The sequence below is a fragment of the Methylophaga sp. UBA678 genome (assembly GCF_002299105.1).
Lineage (GTDB): Bacteria > Pseudomonadota > Gammaproteobacteria > Nitrosococcales > Methylophagaceae > Methylophaga > Methylophaga marina.
In genome coordinates, this window is sequence record NZ_DBNG01000016.1 from 14,266 (window position 1) to 38,109 (window position 23,844).

Below are 23,844 nucleotides of genomic sequence, written 5' to 3' on the forward strand. Positions count from 1 at the left end.
TATCAGCACCATCTATTCATAATATCGATCACTTGATAAACATCATCTTCAGAATGAAAGTATGAGATAGGTAAACTTAGCGTTGTTTGATGGATTTTGTCACTTATTGGATAGTTCCCATGCAGAACATTCTTCATCGCTTTTTGTTTAATAGGAGGAACAGGATAATGAACTTCAGTTTTGATGTTGTTCTTCAATAGATATTCTTTTAACTCATCACGCCGATCAGTTCTAACATTAAAAATGTGATAAACATCGAAATAATCTTCATCAACAACAGGTTTGATGAACTTGTCATTTAAGTGTTCCAAATAAAGTTTTGCTAAAGAACGTTTATGATTGTTGATATCGTCCAAGACATTTAATTTTATAGACAGAAATGCTGCTTGAATTTCATCTAGCCTGGAGTTATAGCCAATAATATCGTTGTAGTACTTTTTCTGACTACCATAATTTCTCAGGGCTTGAATACGTTCTTGATAGTCTTTGTCGGAACATGTGATAGCACCGGCATCACCTAATGCACCAAGATTTTTAGTCGGATAAAAACTAAAGCAACCAACCCCAAAACTTCCAACTTTTTGGGCTTTATAAGTTGCCCCATGCGCCTGCGCACAGTCTTCAATGATTTTTAAATCATATTTTGTTGATAAAGCAGATATTGAATCCATATCACAGGCTTTACCATATAAATGCACGACAAGTATTGCTCTGGTTTTATCAGTAATATTCTCTTCTATTTTAGCCGGGTCGATATTATAGGTATTAATATCTGGTTCAACTAAAACAGGTTTAAACCCATTACGAACAATAGAAAGAATCGTCGCAATATATGTATTTGAAGGAACAATAATCTCACTGCCTTCAGGGAAGTCAAAGGCATCAATAGCAAGAATAAGTGCGTCTAAACCTGATGCTAGACCAACACAGTATTCAGAACGACAATAGTCGGCAAATGCATCTTCGAATAAAGAGACATTTTCACCTAATATGTACCAGCCACTATCGAGAAAATTCTGAAAACTTTCTTTGTAATCTCCAAATAATTTCTCATTCACCTTTCTTAGATTTTCATATTCGATCATTAATATGGCTCATCAATATAGTCATTCACATCGTAATACTCTGAGGCGAATACTAATAATGTGGAACCTGGAGTAAAGTTATCCATCGTGTGCCAATCCTCAGGTTCAACAATCAAACACTTATCAGATTCATCTAAAATGAACGTTTGTTCTTCAATGCCATTATTAATATATATTTCACAACTTCCGCCAAGTGAAACTAAAGCCTGGACCGTCTTGTGATGTCGATGTCCACCTCTTTTCCCTCTGACATCATAAACATAATAAAACCGTTTAATTTCGAAAGGAAGCACCTTTTCTATGATTGTCAGTTTGCCTCTTTCATCACCAAACGTTGGTAAATCAATCAAATATGCCATTCTATTCCTTTGTTATAAAATCGGTATCATAGACGTTATATATTCTCTTCATTTTTCTTTTTAGAACTCTAATCGGATCTTTCCAATGAAAAGGTTTCTTTCCTGAAATACCACTATAGCAACTAGAGCTATCAAGAGACTGAATCATCTGGCTTATTTGCTGTAAGTGAATCACATAGGGTTTATAGAGAAGATATATATTTTTTTTATTTAAAAAATAAAGACCTAATTCGACTTTGTCTTTAGTAATAAATTTGAAGTTATGGAAATGGTAAAAAATTAATTCAAATCGAGAGCTAGATAAGTCGTATTGCTGAACATTCCAAGGAGCTACTCCCCCACCTAAATGCTGGAGTACATGCACCCCCTCAAACCGGTCAGTCCAATCATCTAGATATTTTTGATCGCCAAACTTATCATCTTCAAAATGAGCGAAACACCAATCAATACATGCCTCACGCCACCAATTCAATGCTTTCATACCATCATAAGTATTTTTGAAAGTCATAAACTGTACACAATATATGCCACTGGTACTGCTTTGATCATACGCAGGAGTATAACGATGTTCTGTGAGCAAAATAGACTTATCGCCCATTTCTTCAATTAAGATTGCTGGGTCGCCAAAAAAATACAAATCGGCATCGAGGTAGGTGCATTCATCCAGCTTAAATGTTTCAATACAATATTTAATTGTCGAAGGTGTGCATGTCCAGCAATATTCTCCTGCTCCACGTGTATGCTTAATAGCTAAAAGCTTCTCATCTTCGAACTGTTCGAGAGAGATGACAGTGACAAATTCGAGATTAAGTTTTGTTAGCAGCTTATAAGCTTTATTATCGAATGCAAAAATATATAGATGAAATGCTGTTGTTTGTAGCTTTAAGGATTCATACATCGCTAAGCCACGAGTTAAGTAATTACTATCGAAAAGAGTGCAGTAGTTATACATTTTGGGTTTTCTTTGCTAAGACAACATTGTCTAGGTATAAATCGTTATTTTTAGGCAATATTTTACCTAGGATAAGTCCTATGAGATTGACTGGAGCAATCAAGAAGATATTAAGGAATAAGTTTATCCACAAATTGGACGTATTTGTTACTTTATATAAATAAGCACTTAAAAGTTGGAAAATAACCTCAATACCATTATTTGTCTTTTGAGCTTCGATAATCTCAAAACCATTCTTTTTAAGAATATGCTTCAAACCAAAAGAAGAATATCTAGCATAATCATACGGTTGTTCATGCTCATCCCAAACAAAAGGAACCGTCAATAGCAATAGTCCATTAATTTTTGTGACGCGATTTATTTCCTTTAGAAACTCATCAGGATTAAAGACGTGCTCAAAAACTTGATTAGTCAAGATACTATCAAAATAGTTATTTCCGAAAGGAATAGTTTTACCATCATAGAATGAATCAGCAAACTGATGATTCCTGTTTCCTTCATCATCAATTTCTAAGCCAATATACTGCTCAACTTCACAGAGCGACCGATATGGTTTTGTACCACAGCCAATATCTAATAATTTGCCATCCAGGTGAACGACCTTATTCGCTACACTATTAAAGAGACCTTTTCTTGCAAAATAAAACGGATTAATAAATAAACCGATTAAACCAGGGTTGAACTGTTCCTTAATATATAAAGCCTTAAGTTGATTAATCACGTTTGAAGATCATTCCTTTAAACATACAATCACGACTATTACCTTCTAAACTAGTGAAAGACTCTATCAATTTATATCCATTTTTAAGATAGTGTTCGACAAATGAAGTCTCACTAAAAAACCAACATGGGTAGCTAGCACTGTAAATTACCGGAGAGACAACTTGAAGCTTTAACTGATCTTTATCATCATGAGAAAATGGGGTTCTGTCTACGACAATATATTCAAACCTTCTTTTCAATAATTGCTCCATTAATTCATATGGCTTTTCAATATATTGCATGACGCTAGATAGCAATAATACATTGGGTTGCTGTTCATCAAGACAACTGTCTAAATCAGGATAAAATCTAAGGCAGTCATCGGAAAAGTATTGCTTGCCAGTGTTTACAAAATTAGGTTGCTCAATGATATTCCATGAAACTTTATCAAACAGTTCAAGGAACTTTTTATTTTGATAATAACTACTACCTAACCCACCACCGAAATCAAGCACTCGGATAGAACCTGAACTCACAGAAGAAAGTAATATTCCACTTAATAATGGCCATGAGTAACATACTTCATCAAAAACTACACTATCTCGCTCATATGCGGCTTCACCACTTTTAACTTTCAGAGCTGACTCTTTAACTTTATTCAAAATGTCATCTTGATCGTATCCTGTCGAATGACAACATACCTCCTCCCAAGAAGAATAATTTCCTTTCCAACCATATTTTCGACCTGTGAACTTATTCAGGAAAGTAAAAAAAATCGGTGGTATCAGTGACTTTAACAAGCTTTTCAATTCAGTACTCGTTTGAGTTTTTTTAATAGTCTTCTAAGAAGGTTAAGTGATGTTGATTTAAAAAAACACTGCATTTTTTGTTTCGCGATTGTGTTTTCATGTAGTTTTATTCTGGTTAGTTTTTTGTAATGATGCCCAATCTCCTGAGAGAAAAAGTCACTATGTGAACAGTGCGTACCACTGCCATCATTACCAATGTTTTGAACGTATGATTTTCCTGGATATAGAGTTAACATATTTTCTAGAAAAGTTGACATGTACCATCTTATAGCCCAAGAATTATTTTTGCCCTCAATTTGGTCTTCAAGCATTTTCGTATATTGATAACTACCATTGAAATCAGCCTCGTTTTGCAGTCCACTAGACGTTAACTTTTCCAACAAAACTTTTCCATCTGGCTCAAAAATATTCCAGGCTCGTTTCCATGTAGCCCAGCCCCAGCAATCAGCACCTTTAATAAAAAAAGTCTCTGGAAGTTTATCGATTGGATAGATATATCCATGTATGGAAGCTACATTCTCATCATTTTCATACAATGACAACCCATCATTCATGTAGTTAAGAAAATGTGGACTGGTTACAAGATCATCCTCTAGAACGATTACCTTTCCAAACTCATTAGTAATTCTCGTAACACCATCAATTATTGAACTCGCCAAGCCATAGTTAGTTCGACGCTCTATGATCGATACGTTTTTAAATCCTTTGATTGATTTTATATATTCTCTTACAGCCTTGACTAGAGGTATTGCGCCATCATTTTTTGGAGCATCACTATATATAAAAAGCTCACTATCTGTAGCAAGACTATTTTTTTGAAGTGCTTCAATTGTTTGCTGAGTATGCCACGGACGGTTATACACAAATAGAACTATCGGTGCTAAGGTCACTTCCTAGCCTCTTTGTAAAACAAAGTATTAAATGTTTTTGCAAACAAAACATAATTGATAGACTTCATATATTCATGTATCTCAAAATCTAAGCTTTCGATATTGCTTAAATTGAGTTGCTCAGTTAATACCCAGCTTGGGCGATATTTTTCCCAATCATTCGACTTAAGCACATCTAAATCAAAACCTTCGACATCTATCGATAAAAAATCTATTCGCTGCCCATTAAGGTATTTATCAAATATATCTGATAAAGGCTCAACCTCAACACTTATTGTTTTAATATGTTTGTATCGTGTTTGTGATAATCTGTCATTCAAAACATTAACATCAAATGTATTTAAGGCTGGCTCATCAAACATATAATAATCCAGTTTTTTTGATTGACATGAAATACCAATATTTAAGTTGATATCTCTTCTTCTTAAACTATTAAATAAATTAAACAAATCTGGGTTCGGCTCAATATTGATACCACTCCACCCGAATTCTCTATATAAAGAATAAGTATTTGAAAACCTTTTAGGGTGATGTGCACCTACATCCACATAAACCCCCTTTTTTTTGCCATCAAAAATACGACGCAAGATCATATCTTCTCCTTCTTGTGAGAAGGAAAGAGTTGAATAGTACCCGTACCATATTTTGGAAAAAAAGTTAATCAGACAATCAAGGGTGAACTTCTTCAGAATCTTAATCTGCATGCTGTATACTTGCTGACATAGAGAAAACAGGCTGGACATTGGCTACTGGTTGGAAATTAAAGTCTCGTGATAAAAAGATAGAAGTCGTCCATGTATAGTTATTTATTGGACCGAACCCATGAAAATCTATTTCTATAAAGTTCATTTCGTCCCTCAAATATTTTGCTGTATTCTTATACCAATCGGAGTTATCTAAAATTACCATCACCCCTTGATTTGTTTCTTTATTTAAAAAAGAACTAATCTTTTTTGCACATGCTTCACGTTCAATCCCATCAATAATGACTACATCATAACTTCCTGACGGTATGTCTGTGTATGTTTCTTTATTTCTGTATATTATTTTTTGGTTGCCCATAATTTTTTTCTTTGTCTTCAGATACCATTCTTCATCATGTTCAATAGATGTAACTTGTCTCGCTCTTGAAGCCCAAAAAGACGAGGAGTTACCGCTACCAAACTCTAATATTTCTTTACCTGAAAAGTCTAAATTTCTAAGATACTCAATTGACGGATATGTGTACCATGGGATTTTTTCATCAGTGGAATCCACACAATCCCAATTTTTGATTGTTTTGAACTGGCCGTATTCAGAAGCAAGTATCCGAAAGTTGGTTAGCTGCTTCTTAAGAGCATCAGGCAAAATCCATTTAAACAATTTTATTATCATAAATTAACCTTAAAAAAGAATGCTTTTAACTTCATGTAAAACGTCACACGAGTTTTTTTTGTAAAAAAGTCGAAGAAAAAACCAGCCACGGCATAACTGATCAGAGTTGCAAAGGCTGCTCCCCCTATTCCATATACGGGAACCAGTGAGAAATTAAGTATAATGTTGATTAACATCCCATAAAATGTTCTTAAGAAAGCTAAGCTTTGTAAATTTTCAGAAAGATACCAACTACCACTGACCACACCTAAATAAACAAAAATACTCGCCCAAATGTGTATTTTTAGTACATCCGTCGCAGCCATGTACTCTTCTCCAAACAAAATGGTTATCAACCAGTCACTTGTATAAGTCATAAAGGCCGAGATTATAACGGCACTCCAGACAATAAATGTGTATAACCTCTGTAGTCGTGTGTAGTATAAATCTAGACTAACTTTCTTCGCATTGAGAACTGCAGGAAATAGAGAATTTGCAATAATCATTGGAATAAAATAAAAAGCTTCACTCAGTCGAACTGCCGCCGCATAGACTCCAACAGCCTCGTCGCCCATTATGTTTTTAATCATTACCTGATCTATTTTCATATAAATAGAAGCAACTAAACCAGAGAAAGCTAATGGTAGAGAGCTTTTTATAAGACTTTTCGCCATTACTCTATCAAAATACCACTCTCTTGGATTTAACTCACTGACATAGCGGTAGCTCACCAATAAACCCAAACAAAGAACCGCGGTATCAAAGACAATTACCCATACAAATGAAATCAATGGAGCGTTATTTAAAATAAGCACAACTTTAGTCAAGCTTGATACCCCTAAGCTTATAGAGTTTGCAATTGCTACATATTTTGACTGAACTTTTGATTGATAGTAATAATCAATTACATTAAAACTTTGGAATATTAGTGAGCCCGCTATTATGAAAATTATGATTTTTGTATATAAATCATGTTCAATAAAAATGAGTACGCCAGCCAAGATAGGGAAAATTAAAATTGCACCGATTAGTTTTAAGCCAAATGCAGTTCCTAATAAAATGTTCCTCTTAGTATCATCATTTACCAATTCACGTACAACAACTCCATCCAAGCCTAAAGTTGAAATAACACTGAACAAAAAAACAAAACTTTGTGCGTAGTTGTACAAACCGAATTGTGCAGGACCTAAATATCTCGCAACCCAAATCCCAACAAACAAACCTATCACAACTCTTAATAGCCTTTCAGCCATTAACCATGTCGTGTTTTCTAAATAACGCCTAAGTCCTCGGTGGTTAGTAAACACTTTCAGCTTATCTATCACTTGAAGATGTCACTACGTTCTTGAGTTATTTAAATTTTCTGTAAACCAGCTGTATGTACGAACAAGTCCACCAACTAACGAAATACCTGCTTTCCAACCAAGAGAGTTAATGGTTGTGACATCCATCAGTTTTCGCATAGTTCCATCAGGTTTTGTAACATCAAAGACAATCTCGCCTTGATACCCTATGACTTCCGCAACCGTCTCAACCAACTCCCGAATAGTACAGTCAACTCCTGTTCCGACATTTATATGTGAAAGCATTGGATGAATGTGCCGTTGATACTTACTGATATCCAAATTCATAACAAATACTGATGCTTCAGCCATATCATCAACATGTAAAAATTCACGCATTGGTTTACCACTGCCCCAGGCAATAACTTGCTTGTCACCGTTGACTTTTGCTTCATGAAAACGACGGATTAATGCGGGGATAACATGTGAATTTTCTGGATGGAAATTATCATTCTCTCCATAAAGATTGGTCGGCATCACACTACGGTAGTCTCGCCCATATTGTCGGTTATAGCTTTCACATAGTTTAATACCGGCAATTTTTGCAATAGCATATGGTTCGTTAGTGCTCTCAAGAATTCCAGTCAGTAGAGCTTCTTCCTTCATCGGCTGTTCCGCATTTTTGGGATAAATGCATGATGAGCCTAAAAACAGTAACTTTTGAATATCATTCTGATGAGCAGCATGGATAATGTTGGCTTCAATCATCAGATTTTGATAGATAAACTCGGCAGGGTATTCATTATTGGCATGAATCCCTCCCACTTTTGCAGCAGCGAGATAGACCTGATCAATCTGATGAGATTGAAAAAAATGATTAACTGCTTGCTGATTGGTTAAATCTAAATCACGACGTTCTGCAGTGATAATGCGATTGTTTTTGTCTTTTTCTAACTGACGAATGATCGCCGATCCGACCATACCATTGTGACCGGCAACAAAAATATTCAAGCTCATAACTATTCAACACTCACGGGAATTTCATGACCATGCAACTTTAATAAGGCATGTCGTTTAGCTATGTTGAGGTCTTCAGCTACCATTTCAGCACACATTTCTTGCACGGTAATTTCAGGTTCCCAACCCAGTTCTTTTTTAGCCTTTGCAGGGTCACCTAGTAAAGTTTCCACCTCTGCAGGTCGGAAATAACGTTCATCGATCTCAACAATGACGTCTCCAATACTAAGAGCAGGGGCATCGTCACCTTCTATAGAGACAACAATACCTTTTTCTGAAACACCTTCACCTTCAAATTTTAGAGTGATACCCAATTCTTTGGCTGCCCACTGTATGAATTGACGGACAGAATATTGCACACCGGTCGCTATCACAAAATCCTCTGGCTGCTCTTGTTGCAACATCATCCATTGCATACGCACATAATCTTTTGCATGCCCCCAGTCACGTAATGCATCCATATTGCCCATATACAGTTTCTTTTCGAGCCCCTGAGCAATATTCGCTAAACCACGGGTAATTTTACGGGTGACAAAGGTTTCACCACGGCGGGGAGATTCGTGATTAAACAAAATACCATTACAAGCATAGATGCCATAAGACTCGCGGTAGTTGACAGTGATCCAGTAAGCATAGAGTTTAGCAACAGCATAAGGGGATCTAGGATAGAAAGGCGTTGTTTCTTTCTGAGGAATTTCTTGCACTAAACCATAAAGTTCAGAAGTAGAAGCTTGATAAAAGCGTGTTTTCTTTTCAAGACCTAACAATCGGATAGCTTCTAAGAGTCTAAGCGTCCCCATAGCATCGACATCAGCAGTATACTCAGGCGATTCGAACGAGACAGCGACATGAGACTGAGCCCCTAAGTTATATACTTCATCTGGTTTGACTTGTTGAAGGATACGAGTCAAGTTAGATGAGTCCGTTAAATCGCCGTAGTGCAATATAAAGTTTTTATTATCGACATGAGGATCTTGATAGATATGATCGACGCGTTGCGTGTTAAAACTTGACGCACGTCGTTTAATACCGTGAACGATGTAGCCTTTTTCCAGTAAAAACTCGGCTAAATAAGATCCATCTTGCCCTGTAATGCCAGTGATTAATGCGACTTTACTCATTGACTATCCTGATTATTCTTCTGAAACTTATTAAAAATAACGACTAAGTATAAACGGAATGACTTTATCATTCAGAACTAGTATTGATATTACCTCTGAACAATCAATATTTACTTTTATATTTTTATAGAAAATAAATAGTTATAAGCTGTTTAAACTTAAAATTAAACTTACCCCGCCATAGAGATACATGACATTAGTATTCTTTTGCGAAACTCGTTATAAGTTTCATGAATAGGAGAAGATGAACTTAGATATGAAGTGATAGAGAATTTTAAAAGAAAGTGCAGACACATCCCAATAGCTACGCGTTTAGATCGGCTTATCTGGGTGGCACAGATGCCAGAAATAAAATTTCCCCGCCATCCATGGCAGTCTACTCAGATATTTCGTATTGGCATCCATGCCATTGAATATTTTATGACCAGTGAAATATTAACTCAGTGATGAGTTTCTCATTCTAAGCATCACCACCAAATAAATCTCGGGTATAAATTTTATCTTTCACATCTATGATATCTTCAGTGACGCGATTAGCTAAAATTACGTCCGCCTGAGATTTAAACTGATTGAGATCATTCACGACTTTTGATCTGAAAAACTCAGCATCCTCAAGTACTGGCTCATAAACGATAACCTCGATACCCTTGGCTTTAATACGTTTCATCACACCTTGAATAGCTGAGGCCCTAAAATTATCAGAACCGGATTTCATCACTAATCGGTAAATGCCGACAACTTTAGGATTTTTGTTAATGATTGAGTTAGCAATAAAGTCTTTTCTTGTAGTATTGGCATCAACAATCGCTTTGATGATGTTATTAGGCACATCTTCGTAATTGGCCAATAATTGCTTAGTGTCTTTTGGCAAACAATAACCGCCATAGCCAAAAGAAGGATTGTTATAGTGACTTCCAATACGTGGATCTAATCCGACACCTTCGATAATCTGACGTGAATCCAAACCGTGTGCTTCTGCGTAACTATCAAGCTCATTAAAGTACGCCACCCGCATAGCAAGGTAAGTATTCGAGAATAATTTAATGGCTTCGGCTTCGGTGCTGTCAGTCACCAAAACGGGAACATCTGGTTTTAACGAGCCTTCAACAAGTAACCGAGCAAAGGTTTCAGCTCTCTCACTTTTCTCCCCAACGACGATACGTGAAGGATAGAGATTATCGTAAAGCGCTTTCCCTTCTCTTAAAAACTCTGGTGAGAAGAAAATATTATCAACACCAAAACGTTGCTTGATTTCTGCAGTATACCCAACTGGTACAGTAGATTTAATAATCATTACCGCACTAGGGTTAATGCTTTTTACATCCTGAATAACGGCTTCTACAGACTTTGTATTGAAATAGTTGGTATCTGGGTCGTAATCGGTTGGTGTGGCAATAACGACATAGTCAGCATTGTTATAGGCATCGGATTTATCCAGTGTTGCCCGAAAATCTAGTGTTTTATTTTGTAAAAAATCTTCAATTTCAGCATCAACGATTGGCGATTTTTTGTTATTGAGCAGGTTTACCTTCTCCTCAATAATATCTAAAGCCACGACTTGATGCTTTTGAGCTAATAAGACGGCCAGTGAAAGGCCAACATACCCTGTCCCTGCGATTGCTATTTTCATATTTTTACTCAACTGTAACGGATTTCGCTAAATTTCTCGGTTGATCCACATCAGTGCCTTTGATTAAGGCAACGTGGTAACACAATAACTGCAATAAGATATTGTAAGTAATAGGTGCGGTAATTCGACCCACATTGGTCGTGGCTTTCACGACTTTGAAACTGGTCTCTGAACTGATATCGCTGCGTTCATCTTCAAACACAATCATCTGCCCGCCTCGAGCTTTGACTTCCTGTAAATTGGATTTCAACTTTTCCAATAAATCATCAAGTGGAGCGATAGCAATAACTGGCATGGTTTCATCGATTAAAGCCAAAGGACCATGCTTCAGTTCACCTGCAGGATAGGCCTCTGCATGAATATAACTGATTTCTTTTAACTTTAAAGCCCCTTCCAGAGCTATGGGGAACATCGTTCCACGCCCTAGAAATAAAGCATGTTGTTTATCAGCGAATAACTGGGAGATATCACGGATTTCCTCTTCATGCTCCAGCGCCATACGAATCAAATTAGGTAGTTTCTGCAAACCACCTGCGATCATGGATTCACGCTCTTTACTTAATCTTTTTTGGACTTTACCTAAGCTTGTGAGTAGTAAAGCCAATACAACAAGCTGAGTAGTAAATGATTTGGTTGACGCCACACCAATTTCGGGCCCGGCATGCGTCAGATAAGTCATATCAGCATCACGTGTCAGACTGCTCTCAGCCACATTACAGATACTCAATGTAGTAATGCCATCAAGTTCATGAGCTTTTCTGTAATGATTAATCTGATGCAGTGCAGCCAATGTATCAGCGGTTTCACCTGATTGGCTTATCATCACAAATAACGTATTATTCAAAATCACCGGATTGCGATAACGGAACTCACTAGCCACTTCAACCTGACATGGCAGACCGATAATATCTTCCATCCAATATTTAGTGACCATACCCGCGTGATAACTTGTTCCACAAGCGATGATGTGAATTTGCTCAACCGTTTTAAAGATTTGCTCAGCTTTGGGACCAAAACTGGATACCAGAACTTGATCCTGTGTGATACGGCCTTCTAACGTGTCAATCACGGCTTGGGGCTGTTCAAAGATCTCTTTGTGCATGTAATGGCGATGCTCACCTAGCTCAACCGACGTAATATTCAGGCTTGACTGTTTAACAGGACGCTCAACTAGTTCACCTGTTGCCGCACTATAAATTTCGACTTTGTCCCGGGTTAACTTGGCAACATCACCGTCTTCTAGAAAAATAAAATTCTGTGTAACGGGAAGCAACGCCGAGACGTCCGAAGCAATGAAGTGTTCACCAATCCCAATACCTATAACTAATGGACTTCCCTTTCTTGCAGCCACTAACATATCAGGATGAGACTTATCCATTACGCCTAGAGCGTATGCCCCATCAAAGACTTTCAGAGAACGCAAAACCGCCTGTAAAAGATCATTATCCTGTTGCAGTTCAGCATGAATTTCATGGGCAACCACTTCAGTATCGGTTTCAGAAGTAAAGCGATAGCCTTGTGCAAGTTGTTTATGTTTTAATGATTGGTAATTCTCAATAATACCATTATGTACGACCGCCACTTGATTGTTACAAATGTGTGGATGAGCATTATTTTCAGAAGGTATTCCGTGTGTCGCCCAACGTGTGTGAGCAATACCGATTCGACCAGTAAACGGGGCATTTAATTGATCAACTTTATCCTGAAGTTGTTGTATTTTTCCCAAAGATCGAACACGATGCAGTGCGTTGACATCATCAAGCAGCGCCATTCCAGACGAATCATAACCGCGATATTCCAGTCTTCGTAACCCTTCCATCAAGATGGGGCTAACATTCCTTTCAGCGATTCCGCCGACTATTCCACACACTAAATTAAATCCTCTTGAAATACAGCACCAGTATAGTTTAACTGAGACTCTGGCAATATAAAGAATGCACTTCTAGACATCGTTCCCCAGCCAATCACTTAACTCACATTGAGGAATAAACCCATCAATCGTGTCTAGCAATATAGCTCGTGCTTTTTGACAGTCATCATGTTTGTTAGCGAGTTCCAGTTCTCGAATGATTGTGACCAAAGCTGGCCACTCAATCACACATTCTTCTGCCCGCATTATTTTCTCATGTTCGGTCGCCGATACATTATCACCGATGAGCAATTCTTCATAAAGCTTTTCACCGGGTCTGAGACCAGTATAGGCAATTTCAATATCACCATTTGGGTTATCGTTGTCACGTATGGTGAACCCACTTAAATGGATCATGCGTCTGGCTAAATCAACAATCTTGACCGGTTCGCCCATATCAAGCACAAAGACATCACCACCTTTGCCCATGGCGCCAGCCTGGATAACTAAGGCTGCAGCTTCAGGAATTGTCATAAAATAGCGGATGATCTCAGGGTCAGTCACCGTTACCGGTCCACCTTTGGCAATCTGATCTCTGAATAATGGCACCACAGATCCCGATGACCCCAAGACATTACCAAACCTGACCATGGTAAAGCGCGTTTTGTTATACAACGTTTTTGATTCAGCAAAAGCCTGAAGCACTAACTCTGCAAAGCGCTTTGTTGCCCCCATGGTATTGGTTGGACGAACAGCTTTATCGGTTGAGATAAGTACAAAAGTTTCCACCTCGGCATCAATCGCAGCCTGCGCGCAATGCAGTGTGCCAAACACATTATTACGGATACCTTCATTGGTATTTCTCTCGACAATTGGCACATGTTTATAGGCCGCTGCATGATAAATAGTATTCACGCCAAAACGCCGACATACCATCTCAACACGCTGCTGATTAAGCACTGTTCCCAGCATAGAGTAAACAGGAATATCTAAAGCTAATGACGCCAGTTCACGCTCAATTTGATAAAGATTAATTTCGCTCGCTTCATAAAGAACCAGACAGGATGGCGATAAATGGATAATTTGCCGACAAAGCTCTGAACCAATAGAACCACCAGCACCGGTCACCATCACCGCTTTATCCGTGATATTTTTGCTTAACAAGTTATTAATCGGTGCGACAGGTTCACGACCTAATAAATCAGCGATATCCACTTCCTGAATATCAGAAACTTCCAGACGTCCTTCTGCAATATCCATCAAATCAGGTAATGTTCTGACGTGAACAGGATAATGCTCCAACAATTTCAAAATTTCACTTCTACGACGACGACCCGCCGATGGCATCGCCAGCAAAATATCTCTGACCTTGAAACGTTCAATCAGCTTGGCAAGCTGGTCGACACCATAAACCGTCATGCCATTAATTTGTTGTCGCCATAATGTTGCGTTATCGTCAATAAACGCCACGGGACGCATCTGATTACTTAATTTCATCAATGCCGCGGCTTGTGCACCAGCTCGCCCAGCCCCATAAATTAAGACAGGTGGAATATAACGAACGGCATTGAGCTCTTTCCAGAGATGATGATCGCTTTTCACTATCAACCATCTCGCCATCATGCGACTCCCCCCTACAAACAACATCAAGATGATTGCTTGAATGGCATAAACCGTTCTGGGCACTAACCCGGCCAAGTTATCAGCGGTCAACACGATGACAGAAAAAATCAAGGTAAACAGCAATACAGCCCTGGCAATGGTCCAGATGGCATCCATGCCGATGTAACGAATAATCGCCCGATATAAACCTGACTTTATAAAAATAGGGATGGCAATAACGGGGGCAAGAACAAAGATCCACAACTGCTGGTTCGGCGGAATATAAAACTCACCTAAGCGTAAAGAAAAAGCTAACCATAATGAGAATGGGATGGCTAAAAAATCCAGTATGACACTGATCGTTCTTTTTATTGGCCGAGGTCTGTTCAAAAACCATAGGCCCATTTTTTTTACAATTGATGGGTATGTCAACGTAATACACTCAGCAAGTTTTGGCTAATACACTTCAAGAAGACAGAAGATTATCACTCTTCTCCGCTCATTACCCACTCCAGTGTGGTTTGCCAGTCTGGCAAAGCAAGGTCAAAATGTTGTTTTAACTTTGTATTATCGAGTAAAGAATTAGCTGGACGATTTGCCGGCGTTGGATAATCACGCGTAGTGATAGGATGAAGCTTCGGCACTGAGTGTCCTTGTGCAGCCATTAAATTAAATATTTGCTGGGCAAAATCAAACCAACTGGCACGACCGGCACCAGATAGATGGTATACACCGCTATGGCTCTGCCAGAAGTCTGTTTGTTGGTGACTTTGCGAGATGACTTGCGCCGTTACATCAGCGATGTGACGAGCCCATGTTGGTGTACCGACCTGGTCGTGAACAATAGATAACTGCACTTTATCAATCGCTAACCTTTTCATCGTATTGAGGAAGTTAGCCCCTCTTGCACCATAGACCCAACTGGTTCTGAAGATCAGATATTTATCTGAGGCATTACTAATAGCCAATTCACCTGCCAACTTTGTTCTGCCATACACATTGAGTGGCTGAGTTTCCGCATCTTCGGTCCAGGCTTTATCACCACTGCCATTAAATACATAATCGGTTGAGTAATGAATAAGCGGGATATCACGATTTTTGGCGACTTCAGCTAATATCTGTGGGGCAAGAGCATTGACCTTATATGCCAGTTCTTGTTCAGTCTCAGCTTTATCAACAGCTGTATAGGCTGCCGCATTGACAATTAAATCGGGTGCCAACTTTTCTACTTTTTCAGCTAACTCTTCTGTCTTGCTTAGATCGAGTGTTTTACTGTCAGTAGCAATAATATCACCAAGACAAGACAGGCTTCTTATTAACTCATGCCCTACCTGACCATACTTTCCCGTTACTAAAATACGCATTAATCGTAGAATTCCGCTTCGTTAAAATGTGCTCCCTGCTGATCTTTCGCAGATAGAGATGGCGATTTATCTAACAAAGGCCAATCGATATCCAAGGCGGGATCATTCCATAACAAACAGCGTTCATGTTCCGGCGCATAATAATCTGTGGTTTTATATAAAAAATCGGCAGATTCACTTAATACAAAAAAGCCATGGGCAAAGCCTGGCGGCACCCACAACATATCATGATTTTCTGCTTTGAGATGAACCCCTACCCATTGACCAAATGTCGATGATGATTTTCTCATATCCACAGCCACATCATACACTTCGCCTGAAATCACTCGTACTAATTTACCTTGCGCATGTTGGATTTGATAATGCAGACCACGTAAAACATTTTGTGAAGATCTTGAGTGATTGTCTTGGACAAATTCGGTGTCCACGCCAGTGAGTGCTTCAAATTGTTTTTTATTGAAGCTTTCCATAAAAAACCCACGTTCATCACCAAAGACTCTGGGTTTAAGAATTTTCACATCCGGCAGTGTCGTTTCAATAACTTGCATTTAATAAATCTTTTCGTGAATTAAGTTCATCAGATAATCGCCATAGCCACTTTTTACTAATGGTTTAGCTAATGCTAGAAGCTGATCAGCATCAATGTAACCTTGTCGATAAGCAATTTCTTCAGGACACATCACTTTCAACCCCTGACGTTTTTCTATGGTTTGAATAAATTGTGATGCTTCAAGTAACGAATCATGTGTACCTGTGTCCAGCCAAGCCATGCCTCGGCCCATGACTTCCACGTGCAACTCGCCCTTATCTAAATAGTGTTGGTTCACATCCGTTATCTCATACTCCCCACGCGCTGAGGGTTTTAGACTTTCTGCAATATCGACAACCTGGTTATCGTAAAAATACAGCCCAGTGATAGCATAGCGGGATTTGGGTTTTGTCGGTTTTTCTTCGATACTTAATGCCTTTCCTGCATCATCAAACTCGACCACACCATAACGTTCTGGATCAAACACCGGATAGGCAAACACCGTTGCCCCTTCTTGTCTGTCATCCGCTTCCGACATTAAATCCGCTAAATCATGGCCATAATAAACGTTATCGCCCAGCACTAAAGCCGTGCTACTGTCACCAATAAACGATTTTGTTAAGGTAAATGCTTGAGCAATTCCCTCTGGTTTTTCCTGAACAACATAGCTAAGCTCGAGTCCCCATTGACTTCCATCCCCTAATAGTTGCTGGAGTCGTGGTGTATCTTGGGGGGTTGAAATAATGCAGATTTCCCTCATGCCGGCCAGCATCAGTGTCGATAATGGATAATAAATCATCGGTTTATCATACACAGGCAGTAACTGTTTACTAATAGACTGTGTGACGGGATGAAGTCGTGTACCACTGCCACCGGCAAGAATAATCCCTTTTCGTTGACTCATGATGCCTGTTCTCCCAACCCTAAGCGCTCTTGTTGATAACTACCATCCATGACACGCTCATTCCACTCACGGTTGTCGATATACCATTCCACTGTTTTACGTAGGCCAGTAGTAAACGTTTCTTTTGGCGTCCAGCCTAATTCACGATTGATTTTAGTAGCGTCAATCGCATAACGTTGATCATGACCAGGGCGATCCGTGACAAAAGTAATCAAATCTCGATGAGGACAATGTTCAGATTCGGGTAATAACTCATCCAGAATGTCACAAACACGATGCACAACATCAAGATTGGTATGTTCGTTAAAGCCGCCAATATTATAGCTTTCGCCCAGCTTTCCTTGTTCCAGAACAAGCTGTAAGGCATCAGCGTGATCATCCACATACAACCAATCACGGATATTATCGCCTTTGCCATAGACTGGTAAGGGTTTGCCCACCAATGCATTATTGATAATCAGTGGAATCAATTTTTCAGGAAACTGATAGGGACCGTAATTATTAGAGCAATTAGTCATGACAACGGGTAGACCATAGGTGTGATGCCAGGCACGAACTAGGTGATCACTTCCTGCTTTGGTCGCTGAATAGGGTGAATTTGGTTGATAAGGCGTTGTCTCTTCGAACAAGCCTGTTTCCCCTAAAGTACCATATACCTCATCGGTGGAGATATGATGAAAGCGAAATTGTGCCGCAGCGTCTTTATCAAGCGTTTTCCAGTACTGTCTGGCCGCTTCTAATAAAACGTAGGTACCCACTAAATTAGTTTGCACAAAATCAGCGGGTCCGTCTATCGAGCGATCAACATGTGATTCTGCCGCTAGATGCATGATGGCTGTAGGCTCATACTCCTTGAACAAAGCATTCATTTTTTCCGCATCACAGATATCGGCTTGTTCAAAATGATAACGCGGATTGTCAGCAATAGGCAGAAGTGACTCCAGATTACCTGCGTAGGTCAGTTTATCAATATTGATAATGTGGTAATTACTAACTTCGATAAGACGACGAATCAACGCTGAACCAATAAATCCAGCCCCCCCGGTAACAAAAAGTGTTTTCCTTGACACAGATAGCTCTTCTATTTGAGTGAATTGAATATTTGCCAGCTAAAAGTAGCATTAGTGAGAACTGGAAGCAACGCAGAAGCTATGTTTTTTTACGAATGTCGACACATCATTTCAATTAACGCAAAGCTACGTAAAAGCTATCTACATTAAGAACGATAGTTTATTAGTCACTACTTATTACAGTATGAACTTGCTTAGGCCAGTTTAATATTGAAGTGAGTGAGAAGTAATACTATCGATTGTTGGGGTACCAGCCAAGCTCATCGTCACTTCTAGCTCTTCGCGTAGAATCCTCAATAAATGGGCAACGCCTAGTGCCCCCGCTACTGCCAAAGCGTAAAATTGCGGCCGCCCGAGACAAACTAAATCAGCTCCCAAAGCCAGCGCTTTAAAAGTATCCGTACCACGTTCTACAGCACCATCATAAAGAACCACAAAATCAGTACCCACCGCTTCTCTTATGACAGGCAACATCTCAATGGATGATGGCACGCAATCCAGCGTGCGACCACCATGGTTTGACACCACTACTCCAGCTAGTCCCAACTCTCGGGCTTGCACGGCATCAATGGGGGACAGAATGCCTTTCAAGATAATGGGAAGCGTCGTCTGTTTTTGCAGCCAACGAATATCCTCCCAAGCTGGTGCTTCACTCATCATGCCCTGAAAAACAACACTCTGACTGGGATCAAAGCTTTGTCGTGGCAAAGGAGGCCGATCTCTAAGATTCACAGCCTCCACGCCTTCAGGTAAAACAAAACCGGCTCGCTGAGCACGATTACGGATACCATGCAGAGGAGCATCAACAGTGACAACTAAGGCACTATAGCCAGCCTGCTCTGCACGTCTGACCAAACTCAGCGTAAACTCTTTATCTTGCTGAAAATAGAGCTGAAACCATTTCGTTTGGGATGTACTTGCAGCAATATCTTCGAGAGAACATGTCGCTAGTGTACTGACCATCATGCCTGTCTCTAAGTGATTGGCAGCTTCTGCTGTCGCTAACTCAGCTTGTGGATGAGCAAGCTGCTGAAAAGCGACAGGGGCTAACATCAAAGGGTGACGAAAAGCCTGTCCAAGCACGGTGGTATGCGTTCCTCCTTTTGTACAATCCTTCAACACGGAAGGTAGAATGAAATACTCATCTAATTTCTGGCGATTACGTCTCAAAGTGATTTCATCAGCTCCGCCACCGACAACGTATTCATACACAGCATGACTTAAATGTTGTTTCGCATAGCGAGCATAGTCAGCAGCACAAACTAAGTCCTGTGGTATCGAGTTTAGGGGCGTCTTTAACGATTTTTCCATACTTACGTCTCAGCCCATTGTCTTAACAGGTTTTGATAGATGTTAGTTAAACGCATAATATCCTGATGTTGGTGCTCATGTTGTGTCGTTAATGATTGGATACTCTGATCCAGATCAAACAAGATCTGACGTTGTTCATTGTCACGAACCATACTTTGCATCCACATAACGCAAGCAAGGCGTTCGCCATCAATGACAGGCTTAACTTGATGCAGACTACTTGAAGGATACAGAATAAGATCCCCTGCATTAAGTTTTATGTTCTGCTCACCAAATTGCTCCTGAATAACCAGTTCCCCCCCTTTATAATCGTCAGGTTCACTCAGAAATAAAGTAGCAGAAAGATCGCTACGCACACGCGTTGGTGTGCCTGGTACAAAACGGATGGCATTATCGACATGGTTACCATAGGTTTGTTTACCTTGGTATCGATTAAACATCGGAGGAAAGATTTTAAGTGGCAAGGCAGCCGACATAAATAGAGGTTGTTGAGCTAGTGCATCCAACACAATATCGCCGAGGTGATGTGCGAGTGTTGAGCTTTCATCCAACTGCTGATTCTGTTTAACAGCGCTGGCTTGCGCTCCAGCAGTTATCTTACCATCAAGCCATTCTCCTTTTGCTAAGTGTTCATTGAGTTTGCTGAGATCAGTTTTTGAGAACACCTCAGGTATAACCATTAGCATGTCATTAGCTCCAAAAAAACGGGCCCGATGGCCCGTTATAATAACCTGATCAGAACTTATAGGTCAGATTGACATTGGCGCTTCTTGCATCACCTTTATAGACGATGCTGCCACCTCGATATAACGCGGTGTAGTAATCCTTATCAAACAAGTTAAGAATATTGGCACGGACTGTCATGTTGTCGTTGATTTCATAAGAAGCAAAGGCATCATAAACAATATATCCGGGAATACTTATATCCGTGTTAGCTGCCGCATCTGGCTGTCCGCCAAACATGCCACTGGAATAGGTAACCACACCACCAAAGGCGAATTTTTGCGTGGCCTGATATTTTAATTGACCATTAAAGCTACGTTTCGCGAAGTTAGCTTTTGGTTTACCGATATTATCAGGGTAGGAGATTGAACCACCTCGGCCAGTAACCTCTTTCGTACCGTCAAAGTATGAATCCAATGTATCAGAATGCATCATTGCAAAGCCCATCTGACCACTCAATCTTTCAGTAATATTACCGGACAACCCTAGCTCAATACCTCGGACACGGTTTTCACCAGTATTTAATGTGCCACCACTATTGTAGGAGTCCACACCACCTTCAATAACATCTTCCTTCGTGGTTTGGAAAATAGCGGCCGTTAATAGCAGATTATTATCAAACAGATTCCACTTAGTGCCTAGCTCCCAATTAGTAGACTGCTCAGGATCGGCACTCTTATAGTTGCCATCAGAGTCTGAACACAAACCACCATAACCACAGCTACCGCCAGCATCAGCTTCACCACCATTGATATTGGAAGAAGTACTCCAGCTAAGGTAAATGTTACCGTTTTCCCATGGTGAGAATACGACGCCAACATGTCCATTCCAGAAACCATCACTGTAGCTACGATCCATTTCCGGAGAGCGACCAGCCGCTGTCCAAAGATCATAGTCAAAGTAGTCATAACGCACACCCGCAAATACTTCCCAATCATCATTGAGTGTAATGGTGTCCATTAAGTACGCAGATACTGTTTTCAACTCTAACTCAGTAGTGGCATCACTTTTACTAGCCATACCCGACCAAGCATTATTGTTAGGGTTATATGGGTCAACCGCTACGCTGGATGGGTTAACATCATAATTCCCGGCATCCATTTCTTCTTTAGCAAATTCAATACCTGTAACGATGGTATGGCGTTTGCCCCAAAGATTCTGATCGATAATTAAGTTTGTCTGGTTGCCAAGGTAATCATTTTCCTGCCAACCGGTGAATGATCGCGTACCTGCTGAGCGAGCACTATAGGCAGTCACGATATACTCGTTTTCAGTTTTACCAACACGCGATTTATTTTCTAATCGCAGGCCCTCTGTTAACTCAACATCAAAACCAAATGTAAAAATATCTGCCTTGGAATGTTGGAAGTCTAGTCCGTCCTGGCCAACATAATCATACTTAAGTATTTTGTTGGTATCTCGATCCAGAGCAACACCCGGATCCGTTCGATCATCGGCACGAAAGTGATAATAATCTGCTGTCAGGCTAAGTTCATCGGTCGGCTGATAAACTGCAGACAACAAAGCACCTTGGCGTCGTTTTTCTGCTGGGTCACGATCAGGCACATCTGCCTCACTGTATAAAGCATTAAAGCGAATTGCGAAATCATCACTCAGTACTTTATTCGTATCTAAGGTATAGCGCTGATATTCATCTGTACCTAGGCCACCCGATAGCGTTGTAAAGTCATCATCCAGACTCGCCTTTTTAGTCACACTATTTACGGCACCACCGGTAGACCCACGCCCTGCAAATGTCGAACTAGGACCTTTTGTAATTTCAACTTGCTCAAGCGCAAAAGTTTCACGGGTGATGAGGCCTGGGTCACGCAAACCGTCGGTGAACACATCATTACGCGCTTCATAACCACGAATAATATAGCGATCACCGAAAGAGTTACCGCCTTCACCTGTACCCAATGTAATGCCAGGCTGTGCGCTCAGAATATCTTTTAACTCTGTCTTACCTGAGTCAATAATCGACTCTTTCGTCAAAACAGTCATGGTTTGTGGCGTTTCAGCAATATCACGTGTACGTTTGCTGTCTGATAAACGGTTGGCTTTATACGGTGCATCAGGCTCTGCGTAAGGATTACTTTCTGCACTAGACTTGTCTCCCTCGATAACAACAGTATCGAGATCGACCTCTTCAGCAAAGGCTGGTGTTGTCATCGCCGATGATAATGCCAGAGCCAATGTCGTCATCACCCACTTTTGACTACTCGCTCGAGAAGTGTAGCTGCGAGGCCCAATTTTAGTATCTTTTTTTGCCATTAAGATTCCTTCACCCTATAAATTAAAATACGAACAATTAGTATTCAATATAATATTGAAAATGATTCATCGCTTTCCCTGACAGGGAATCAAGTCTAGTAATTGCAGATTGAGTCGGACTATAACTTAGCGCACAGGTTACTTAAGCTTAAGGCAGAAGACCAAAGCCTTAGTTTTAGATCAAAAGTGGCTTCTGACCAACTAGAAAACGCTATTGATGAGATGCTCAAACTCATACTTAGGACTTTATCAACCTAATCAGTAACGCCAGAAAATTAATGCCTACTTTTACTGCATTGACAAGGTACATAAGCAGAATTGAGCTCAGCTGCACCACTATGACTGACTTTTCTCCATTAATCAGCCTGGCTCATTACCTTCATAACACTGACATATCAATCTATTTAAATTAAATTTCAGTGTTCCCACTAGCAAACTTGTACACTTTAATGACGCACGCGACAAATCGAAGGCGGTAATAATAATGATTATCCTTTAGAGTTACAAGCAAAGATACTGCTAATTTCATAACTTACTTTTTTAGACAACCAGATCTTGGCTAAGGAATATCGTGTTAATAAGGACTATTCAGTACAAAATATCAGCAGATGATATTATTTGCTTTGCAGATTTTCATTATGCAGTAGAGAGAATGAGGGCTAGAGCAGAGTCCTCAAAGGAATAGAAGTAAAGAGATTCACTCAAACATCTAAGTGAGAAATGTTTAAAACCATAAACGATAGAGAGATGTGTAAATAGCAATGATTAATTGAATAAGAATGAGAGCTTAGGCTATCGGCGATGGCGAAAGTGATGAGATTATAAAATCGCTGGAAATGACTTGAGATATGGTACGCCCGGCAGGACTCGAACCTGCTACCCTCGGCTTAGAAGGCCGATGCTCTATCCAGATGAGCTACGGGCGCATATGATTTTTGCTAAGCGAGGACATAAGTTAAGAAGTGGTCGGGGCAGAGAGATTCGAACTCCCGACCCTCTGGTCCCAAACCAGATGCG

General features: G+C 39.9%; 21 protein-coding genes and 1 tRNA gene. All 22 read right to left on the bottom strand.

Annotated features, from left to right (window positions below):
- Positions 1-2: 2 nt before the first annotated feature.
- The 22 genes from B3014_RS08890 to B3014_RS08995 all read right to left on the bottom strand — a co-directional run bounded on the left by B3014_RS08890 (position 3) and on the right by B3014_RS08995 (position 23,753).
- Complete coding sequence (locus B3014_RS08890) at positions 3-1,085, bottom strand: DegT/DnrJ/EryC1/StrS family aminotransferase (RefSeq protein WP_289244000.1); 1,083 nt, start codon at positions 1,083-1,085, stop codon at positions 3-5.
- Positions 1,085-1,444, bottom strand: a complete 360-nt coding sequence (locus B3014_RS08895; RefSeq protein WP_286305406.1) for a sugar 3,4-ketoisomerase — start codon at positions 1,442-1,444, stop codon at positions 1,085-1,087. The genes B3014_RS08890 and B3014_RS08895 overlap by 1 nt, the downstream gene beginning before the upstream one ends.
- A 1-nt stretch (position 1,445) precedes the next feature.
- Positions 1,446-2,342 (bottom strand): glycosyl transferase, encoded by an 897-nt coding sequence (locus tag B3014_RS08900; protein WP_289244001.1) that lies wholly within the window; start codon positions 2,340-2,342, stop codon positions 1,446-1,448.
- Positions 2,343-2,388: 46 nt separating this feature from the next.
- Positions 2,389-3,117, bottom strand: a complete 729-nt coding sequence (locus B3014_RS08905) for a class I SAM-dependent methyltransferase (protein ID WP_007145933.1) — start codon at positions 3,115-3,117, stop codon at positions 2,389-2,391.
- Positions 3,110-3,907, bottom strand: coding sequence for a TIGR04325 family methyltransferase (locus B3014_RS08910; RefSeq protein ID WP_349675875.1), 798 nt, complete (start codon positions 3,905-3,907; stop codon positions 3,110-3,112). The genes B3014_RS08905 and B3014_RS08910 overlap by 8 nt, the downstream gene beginning before the upstream one ends.
- Positions 3,904-4,797, bottom strand: coding sequence for a glycosyltransferase (locus B3014_RS08915; protein WP_040576275.1), 894 nt, complete (start codon positions 4,795-4,797; stop codon positions 3,904-3,906). The genes B3014_RS08910 and B3014_RS08915 overlap by 4 nt, the downstream gene beginning before the upstream one ends.
- Positions 4,794-5,390 carry an FkbM family methyltransferase gene (locus B3014_RS08920; protein WP_007145936.1) on the bottom strand — a complete coding sequence of 199 codons (597 nt, stop codon included), beginning with the start codon at positions 5,388-5,390 and terminating at the stop codon, positions 4,794-4,796. The genes B3014_RS08915 and B3014_RS08920 overlap by 4 nt, the downstream gene beginning before the upstream one ends.
- 100 nt (positions 5,391-5,490) lie before the next feature.
- Complete coding sequence (locus B3014_RS08925; protein ID WP_007145937.1) at positions 5,491-6,171, bottom strand: hypothetical protein; 681 nt, start codon at positions 6,169-6,171, stop codon at positions 5,491-5,493.
- Positions 6,168-7,475 carry a flippase gene (locus B3014_RS08930; protein ID WP_349675876.1) on the bottom strand — a complete coding sequence of 436 codons (1,308 nt, stop codon included), beginning with the start codon at positions 7,473-7,475 and terminating at the stop codon, positions 6,168-6,170. Before B3014_RS08930 ends, B3014_RS08925 begins: the two co-directional genes overlap by 4 nt.
- A gap of 12 nt (positions 7,476-7,487) precedes the next feature.
- Positions 7,488-8,450 (bottom strand): GDP-L-fucose synthase, encoded by a 963-nt coding sequence (fcl, locus tag B3014_RS08935; protein ID WP_289244002.1) that lies wholly within the window; start codon positions 8,448-8,450, stop codon positions 7,488-7,490.
- Positions 8,451-8,452: 2 nt separating this feature from the next.
- Positions 8,453-9,571 (bottom strand): GDP-mannose 4,6-dehydratase, encoded by a 1,119-nt coding sequence (gmd, locus tag B3014_RS08940; protein ID WP_289244003.1) that lies wholly within the window; start codon positions 9,569-9,571, stop codon positions 8,453-8,455.
- Between the two features lie 460 nt (positions 9,572-10,031).
- Positions 10,032-11,201: a nucleotide sugar dehydrogenase gene (locus B3014_RS08945; protein WP_289244004.1), complete on the bottom strand. Its 1,170-nt coding sequence runs from the start codon at positions 11,199-11,201 to the stop codon at positions 10,032-10,034.
- Positions 11,202-11,205: 4 nt separating this feature from the next.
- Positions 11,206-13,071, bottom strand: a complete 1,866-nt coding sequence (gene glmS, locus B3014_RS08950; protein ID WP_289244005.1) for a glutamine--fructose-6-phosphate transaminase (isomerizing) — start codon at positions 13,069-13,071, stop codon at positions 11,206-11,208.
- Between the two features lie 72 nt (positions 13,072-13,143).
- On the bottom strand, positions 13,144-15,057 hold the full coding sequence (locus tag B3014_RS08955; protein ID WP_289244006.1) for a polysaccharide biosynthesis protein: 1,914 nt from the start codon (positions 15,055-15,057) through the stop codon (positions 13,144-13,146).
- An 80-nt stretch (positions 15,058-15,137) separates the two neighbouring features.
- Positions 15,138-16,016, bottom strand: a complete 879-nt coding sequence (rfbD, locus tag B3014_RS08960; protein WP_289244007.1) for a dTDP-4-dehydrorhamnose reductase — start codon at positions 16,014-16,016, stop codon at positions 15,138-15,140.
- On the bottom strand, positions 16,016-16,564 hold the full coding sequence (gene rfbC / locus B3014_RS08965) for a dTDP-4-dehydrorhamnose 3,5-epimerase (protein ID WP_289244008.1): 549 nt from the start codon (positions 16,562-16,564) through the stop codon (positions 16,016-16,018). The genes rfbD and rfbC overlap by 1 nt, the downstream gene beginning before the upstream one ends.
- A complete protein-coding gene (gene rfbA, locus B3014_RS08970) occupies positions 16,565-17,449 on the bottom strand; it encodes a glucose-1-phosphate thymidylyltransferase RfbA (RefSeq protein ID WP_289244009.1) in 885 nt (294 codons plus the stop codon).
- Entirely contained in the window at positions 17,446-18,519 is a 1,074-nt protein-coding gene (gene rfbB / locus B3014_RS08975; protein ID WP_289244010.1) for a dTDP-glucose 4,6-dehydratase, read from the bottom strand. Before rfbB ends, rfbA begins: the two co-directional genes overlap by 4 nt.
- A 204-nt stretch (positions 18,520-18,723) precedes the next feature.
- Entirely contained in the window at positions 18,724-19,830 is a 1,107-nt protein-coding gene (locus B3014_RS08980; protein ID WP_289244011.1) for an alpha-hydroxy acid oxidase, read from the bottom strand.
- 2 nt (positions 19,831-19,832) lie between these two features.
- Positions 19,833-20,516 carry a Fe2+-dependent dioxygenase gene (locus B3014_RS08985; RefSeq protein ID WP_284722093.1) on the bottom strand — a complete coding sequence of 228 codons (684 nt, stop codon included), beginning with the start codon at positions 20,514-20,516 and terminating at the stop codon, positions 19,833-19,835.
- A 49-nt stretch (positions 20,517-20,565) separates the two neighbouring features.
- Complete coding sequence (locus tag B3014_RS08990; protein WP_289244012.1) at positions 20,566-22,827, bottom strand: TonB-dependent receptor; 2,262 nt, start codon at positions 22,825-22,827, stop codon at positions 20,566-20,568.
- A gap of 849 nt (positions 22,828-23,676) precedes the next feature.
- Positions 23,677-23,753: transfer RNA gene (locus B3014_RS08995), tRNA-Arg, on the bottom strand.
- Between the last annotated feature and the right edge of the window lie 91 nt (positions 23,754-23,844).

What these genes read in the sequence shown, in the direction of transcription:
- B3014_RS08890 (WP_289244000.1), bottom strand. Translation starts at nt 1,085, where the DNA reads ATGATCGAATATGAAAATCTAAGAAAGGTGAATGAGAAATTATTTGGA.
- B3014_RS08895 (WP_286305406.1), bottom strand. Translation starts at nt 1,444, where the DNA reads ATGGCATATTTGATTGATTTACCAACGTTTGGTGATGAAAGAGGCAAA.
- B3014_RS08900 (WP_289244001.1), bottom strand. Translation starts at nt 2,342, where the DNA reads ATGTATGAATCCTTAAAGCTACAAACAACAGCATTTCATCTATATATT.
- B3014_RS08920 (WP_007145936.1), bottom strand. Translation starts at nt 5,390, where the DNA reads ATGATCTTGCGTCGTATTTTTGATGGCAAAAAAAAGGGGGTTTATGTG.
- B3014_RS08925 (WP_007145937.1), bottom strand. Translation starts at nt 6,171, where the DNA reads ATGATAATAAAATTGTTTAAATGGATTTTGCCTGATGCTCTTAAGAAG.
- fcl (WP_289244002.1), bottom strand. Translation starts at nt 8,450, where the DNA reads ATGAGCTTGAATATTTTTGTTGCCGGTCACAATGGTATGGTCGGATCG.
- gmd (WP_289244003.1), bottom strand. Translation starts at nt 9,571, where the DNA reads ATGAGTAAAGTCGCATTAATCACTGGCATTACAGGGCAAGATGGATCT.
- B3014_RS08945 (WP_289244004.1), bottom strand. Translation starts at nt 11,201, where the DNA reads ATGAAAATAGCAATCGCAGGGACAGGGTATGTTGGCCTTTCACTGGCC.
- B3014_RS08955 (WP_289244006.1), bottom strand. Translation starts at nt 15,057, where the DNA reads ATGGGCCTATGGTTTTTGAACAGACCTCGGCCAATAAAAAGAACGATC.
- rfbD (WP_289244007.1), bottom strand. Translation starts at nt 16,016, where the DNA reads ATGCGTATTTTAGTAACGGGAAAGTATGGTCAGGTAGGGCATGAGTTA.
- rfbC (WP_289244008.1), bottom strand. Translation starts at nt 16,564, where the DNA reads ATGCAAGTTATTGAAACGACACTGCCGGATGTGAAAATTCTTAAACCC.
- rfbA (WP_289244009.1), bottom strand. Translation starts at nt 17,449, where the DNA reads ATGAGTCAACGAAAAGGGATTATTCTTGCCGGTGGCAGTGGTACACGA.
- B3014_RS08980 (WP_289244011.1), bottom strand. Translation starts at nt 19,830, where the DNA reads ATGGAAAAATCGTTAAAGACGCCCCTAAACTCGATACCACAGGACTTA.
- B3014_RS08985 (WP_284722093.1), bottom strand. Translation starts at nt 20,516, where the DNA reads ATGCTAATGGTTATACCTGAGGTGTTCTCAAAAACTGATCTCAGCAAA.
- B3014_RS08990 (WP_289244012.1), bottom strand. Translation starts at nt 22,827, where the DNA reads ATGGCAAAAAAAGATACTAAAATTGGGCCTCGCAGCTACACTTCTCGA.